This window comes from Streptomyces sp. NPDC056503 (assembly GCF_042794995.1).
GTDB lineage: Bacteria > Actinomycetota > Actinomycetes > Streptomycetales > Streptomycetaceae > Streptomyces.
This window is the reverse complement of sequence record NZ_JBHTST010000239.1, coordinates 1-5,323: the sequence shown is the minus strand read 5'-3', so window position 1 is coordinate 5,323 and position 5,323 is coordinate 1. Positions and strand designations below refer to the sequence as shown.

Annotated in this window: 4 protein-coding genes; 2 read left to right on the top strand and 2 right to left on the bottom strand. The window is 73.3% G+C overall.

Annotated features, from left to right (window positions below; genetic code table 11):
- Positions 1-57 precede the first annotated feature (57 nt).
- Both ACFQ8C_RS36420 and ACFQ8C_RS36415 read right to left on the bottom strand, forming a co-directional pair.
- Entirely contained in the window at positions 58-906 is an 849-nt protein-coding gene (locus ACFQ8C_RS36420) for a siderophore-interacting protein (RefSeq protein WP_383466168.1), read from the bottom strand.
- Between the two features lie 110 nt (positions 907-1,016).
- Complete coding sequence (locus ACFQ8C_RS36415) at positions 1,017-1,937, bottom strand: 5'-3' exonuclease H3TH domain-containing protein (RefSeq protein ID WP_383466169.1); 921 nt, start codon at positions 1,935-1,937, stop codon at positions 1,017-1,019.
- Between the two features lie 365 nt (positions 1,938-2,302).
- Here ACFQ8C_RS36415 and ACFQ8C_RS36410 point away from each other — a divergent pair, with 365 nt between their 5' ends.
- Positions 2,303-3,352 carry a glycine betaine/L-proline ABC transporter ATP-binding protein gene (locus tag ACFQ8C_RS36410; RefSeq protein ID WP_383466166.1) on the top strand — a complete coding sequence of 350 codons (1,050 nt, stop codon included), beginning with the start codon at positions 2,303-2,305 and terminating at the stop codon, positions 3,350-3,352.
- A complete protein-coding gene (locus tag ACFQ8C_RS36405) occupies positions 3,345-5,153 on the top strand; it encodes an ABC transporter permease/substrate binding protein (RefSeq protein WP_383466165.1) in 1,809 nt (602 codons plus the stop codon). The genes ACFQ8C_RS36410 and ACFQ8C_RS36405 overlap by 8 nt, the downstream gene beginning before the upstream one ends.
- Positions 5,154-5,323 lie beyond the last annotated feature (170 nt).

Sequence of the window (5,323 nt, the reverse complement as noted above, 5' to 3'; positions counted from 1 at the left end):
GGGGGGGGGGCCCCCCCCCCCCCCCCACCCCTCCCTCCGGGGGTGTCGTCGGTCGGGTCAGGCGGCCGGCGAGGGCTCCTGCTCCCGCTCCACCTGCTCGTTCCACTCGCGCTTGATCGCGCGCCAGTCCTCGTCCGTCTTGCCCAGGCGCCAGTAGCCCGAGATGGAGAGGCGCTCGCGCTCCACCAGACGCTCCATGCGCAGGTGGCGGCGGAGCTCCTTCACGAAGCCCGCCTCGCCGTGGACGAAGGCGTGCACGTCGCCCTCGGGGAAGTCCAGCTCCCGCACGGCCTGGACCAGCGCCGCGCCGGCCGGGCGGCCGGCGCGGTGCAGCCAGGTCACCTCGACGCCCGCCTCGGTCGCGAACTTCTGCTCGTCGGCCGCGTCCTCGATCTCGACGAAGGCGTGCACCCGGGCGCCCGCGGGCAGCCGCTCCAGGGCCACGGCGATCGCCGGCAGCGCGCTCTCGTCGCCGACGAGGAGGTGCCAGTCCGCCGCCGGGTCCGGGGTGTAGCCGCCGCCGGGGCCGAGGAACCGCACCGTGTCGCCGACCTGGGCGCGGGCCGCCCAGGGCCCCGCCAGGCCCTCGTCGCCGTGGACCACGAAGTCCAGCGTCAGCTCGCGGTGCACCGCGTCCCAGGCCCGCACCGTGTACGTGCGGGTGGTCGGCCACTGCTCGCGCGGGTACTCGGCCCGGATCCGCTCCATGTCGAAGGGCTCCGGGTAGGTCACGTCCTGGGGAGCGAAGAGCAGTTTCACGTAGTGGTCGGTGAAGGCCCCCACGTCGAAACCGTCCAGGCCCGGTCCGCCGAGCACCACCCGCACCATGTGCGGGGTGATCCGCTCGGTGCGCACCACGAGGGCTTCGGTGGCCCTGGGGGCCTTGCGGGCCGGCTGCTCTGCCACGGCGGACTCTCCTGACTGCCTGGGGGCGCGCCGTGAGGCACACCTGAGACTTAGGTATGCCTAAGTTAGCATCCCCCGGCCGGTCGCGTCAGTCGGCGGTCTCCGGCCGGTCACCTCCCGGCGTGCCGGCCCGCGAGGACCGGCAGGAGCCGGCTCACGGCCCCGCCGAGGTTCCAGCGGGCCGTCAGCGCGTCCAGGGCGGCCGGGTCGTGCGGGGTCGCGGGCAGCGTCGGGTCGAACTCGGGCAGCGGTACGTCCCGGGCGACCCGGACCACCGTCGGCGCCACGTCCAGATAGGCCGCCGCCTCCACGATCCCGCGCCGCTTGGCCGGGGTGAGCTTCGAGGTGGGGTCCTCGGCGGCCGCCCGCACGCCGGCCAGGTCGCCGTACTCGGTGATCAGCTGCGCGGCCGTCTTCTCGCCGATGCCCTTCACGCCGGGCAGGCCGTCGCTGGCGTCGCCGCGGAGGGCGGCGAAGTCCGCGTACCGGTCGGGGCGCACCCCGTACTTCGTCCGGATCAGCTCGTCGTCCACCAGGTCGCAGTCGCCGACGCCCTTGCGCGGGTACAGCACCCGGACCGCCCGCTCGTCGTCGACGAGCTGGAAGAGGTCGCGGTCGCCGGTGACGATGTCCACCGGGCCCTTCGCCCGCTCCGTCAGCGTGCCGATCACGTCGTCCGCCTCGTACCCCGCGGCCCCGATCCGGGCGATGCCGAGCGCGGCGAGCACCTCCTCGATCACCGGCACCTGCGGGGAGAGGGTGTCGGGGACCTCCTCCTCGTCCGGCCCGGTCTCCGTCTCCACGGCCACCCGGTGCGCCTTGTAGGAGGGGATCAGGTCCACCCGCCACTGGGGGCGCCAGTCGTCGTCCCAGCAGGCCACGAGGGCGTCCGGCCGGTGGTCGTGCACCAGCCGGCCGATGAAGTCGAGCAGCCCCCGCACGGCGTTCACCGGCGTCCCGTCCGGGGCCCGGACGGAGTCCGGCACGCCGAAGTACGCGCGGAAGTAGAGGCTGGCGGTGTCCAGGAGCATCAGGCGTCGCGTCACACCCCGATCATGCCGCACCCCACCGACACCGACCCGGACCGACGGCGGTCGCACCCCACCGGCACCGGCACCCCACCGGCACGGCATCCCAACGCCACTGGCCCGGACCCTCGGTGGCGGTAGCCGTCGGCGGGCGCGCGGAGTATCGCCTTCCGGCGTCTCCGTGACCCCCGTCACCTTTGCGTTTGGCCTCGGGGGGCCCGGGCAGGCGCGTGCCCGGAGCGGACCCGGTAAGGGGCCCCAGGCAATGGGCCCCGTACGCGACGGGTGTCGCGGGCAGATCCCGCCCCGTTCCAACGGCCCGGTCGCGGGGGTGGCGGGCCGTTCTCCCTGCTACCCGTGAGGTGAATGTGTCCAGGCTCCAGGCCGACCACCTGTTCAAGGTGTTCGGCAGACGCCCCGCCGACGAGACCGCGGCCGTCCGTGCCCTCGTGAACGGCGCCGACCGCGACGAGCTCCGCGAGGACGGCCTCACCGCCGCCGTCGTCGACGCGTCGTTCGTGGTCGAACCGGGCCAGATCTTCGTGGTCATGGGCCTCTCGGGTTCCGGAAAGTCCACCCTGCTGCGCATGCTCAACGGCTTGCTCGAACCGACCGCGGGCCGCGTCCTCTACGACGGCGACGACCTCACCGCGCTCTCCCCCCGCGCGCTGCGCGAGGTCCGCTCCCGCCGCGTCAGCATGGTCTTCCAGCACTTCGCGCTCTTCCCCCACCGCACCGTGCTGGAGAACGCCGGCTACGGCCTGGAGGTCCAGGGCGTCCCGCGCGCCGAGCGCGAGAAGCGCGCCGCCGAGGCGCTGGAACTGTGCGGCCTGGCCGGCTGGGAGAAGTCCTGGCCCGACGAGCTCTCCGGCGGCATGCAGCAGCGCGTGGGCCTGGCCCGGGCGCTCGCCACCGACGCCGACCTGCTGCTCATGGACGAGTCCTTCAGCGCCCTCGACCCGCTGATCCGCCGCGACATGCAGGACCAGCTCCTGGTGCTCCAGAAGCAGTTGAAGAAGACCATCGTCTTCATCACCCACGACCTCAACGAGGCCATGCGCCTCGGTGACCGCATCGCCGTCATGCGCGGCGGCCGGATCGTGCAGCTCGGCTCGGCCGAGGACATCCTCGTCCGGCCCGCCGACGACTACGTGGCCTCCTTCATCCAGGACGTCGACCGCTCCCGGGTGCTCACCGCCTCCGCCGTGATGACCGCCGCCGAGGACCCCGTCTCCCCGGACGCCCCGGTCGTGGGCCCCGACACGCTCCTCGCCGACCTGTGCGCCCTCGCCGCGGCGGGCCCGCACCCGGTGACCGTCCGGGACCCCGGCGGCTCCACCCTCGGAGTCGTACAGAAGGAGAAGCTGCTCGCCGTGATGGGCGGGCTCTCGGCCGAGGAGGTGACCGTCCATGCCTGAGCTTCCCCTCGGCTCCTGGGTCGACGGCTCCGTCGACTGGCTCCAGGCGCGGTTCTCCTGGCTCTTCGACGCCGTCAGCTCCGGCATCACCGGCCTGTACGACGGCATCGACGCCGTCCTGTCGGCGCCGCAGCCGCTGCTCTTCGCCGGCATCCTCGCCGTCGTCGCCTGGTGGCTGCGCGGTCTCGCCGCCGGTCTGCTCTCCTTCGCGGGGCTCGCCCTCGTCGACTCCGTCCAGCTGTGGGACGAGGCGATGGCGACGCTCTCGCTGGTCCTCGTCGCCACCCTCGTCACCCTGGTGATCGCCGTCCCGCTCGGCGTCTGGGCGGCCCGGTCGAAGACGGTCAGCGCCGTGCTGCGCCCCGTCCTCGACTTCATGCAGACCATGCCGGCGATGGTCTACCTCATCCCCGGCATCATCTTCTTCGGCGTCGGCGTCGTCCCCGGCATCATCGCCACCATCGTCTTCGCGCTGCCGCCCGGCGTCCGGATGACCGAGCTCGGCATCCGTCAGGTCGACGCCGAACTCGTCGAGGCCGCCGAGGCGTTCGGCACCACCCCGCGCGACACCCTCTTCCGTGTCCAGCTGCCGCTCGCCGTGCCGACGATCATGGCCGGCGTCAACCAGGTGATCATGCTCGGCCTCTCCATGGTCGTCATCGCCGGCATGGTCGGCGGCGGCGGACTCGGCGGCGCCGTGTACAAGGCCATCGGCAACGTCGACATCGGCCTCGGCTTCGAGGCCGGCGTCTCCATCGTCGTCCTCGCCATGTACCTCGACCGGATGACCGGCGCGCTCGGCCGCCAGGTCTCCCCGCTCGGCCGCCGCGCCCTCGCCAAGGCGCGCGCCGTCACGGCCCGCCACCGCACCGCGCGGCTGTGGGCGCACCGCCCGCAGCCCGTCACCGCGCTCGTCGGCATCGTCGTCCTCGCGCTCGTCGCGGGCGGCTCCGGCTTCCTCGGCGGCTCCGGCGCCACCTCGACCGCCGCCTCCGGCACGGGCGCCGGCCACGGCAAGAAGATCAGCATCGGCTACATCCCCTGGGACGAGGGCATCGCCTCGACCTACCTGTGGAAGGAGCTCCTGGAGCGCCGCGGCTACGAGGTCGAGACCAAGCAGCTGGAGGCCGGCGCGCTGTACACCGGCCTCGCCGGCGGGCAGCTCGACTTCCAGACCGACGCCTGGCTGCCCGTCACCCACGCCCAGTACCTGGAGAAGTACGGGAACAAGCTGGAGGACCTCGGTTCCTGGTACGGCCCGACCTCGCTGGAGCTGTCCGTCCCCTCCTACGTGAAGGACGTGAAGTCCCTCGCCGACCTCAAGGGCAAGGGCGACCGCTTCAAGGGCCGCATCGTCGGCATCGAGCCCAGCGCCGGAATGATGGGCATCCTCAAGGAGAAGGTGCTCAAGGAGTACGGCCTGGAGGGCGAGTACGAGGTCGTCGACGGCTCCACGCCCGGCATGCTCGCCGAGCTGAAGCGCGCGTACGAGCGCGAGGAACCGGTCGTCGTCACCCTCTGGTCCCCGCACTGGGCCTACTCCGCCCACGACCTGACGAAGCTCGCCGACCCCAAGGGCGTGTGGGGCGAGGGCGACGGCGTCCACACCCTGGCCCGCAAGGGCTTCAGCGAGGAGAACCCCGAGGTCGGCGCCTGGCTGAAGGGCTTCAAGCTCACCGAGAAGCAGCTCACCGGCCTTGAGGCGGAGATCCAGGAGACCAGCAAGGGCAAGGAGCAGCAGGCCGTCCGCACCTGGCTGGACGCCCAGCCCGGCCTGGCGGAGCGGCTCGCGCCGCAGTGACGGAGGGCTGCGGGGAGCGGCTCGCGCCGCCGTGACGGAGGGCCGCGGGGAGCGGCTCGCGCCGCCGTGACGGAGGGCCGCGGGGAGCGGCTCGCGCCGCCGTGACAGGGGACCGCGGGGAGCGGCTCGTGCCGCCGCGGTGACGGGGACCCTCACCCGCGGGAAAGGGG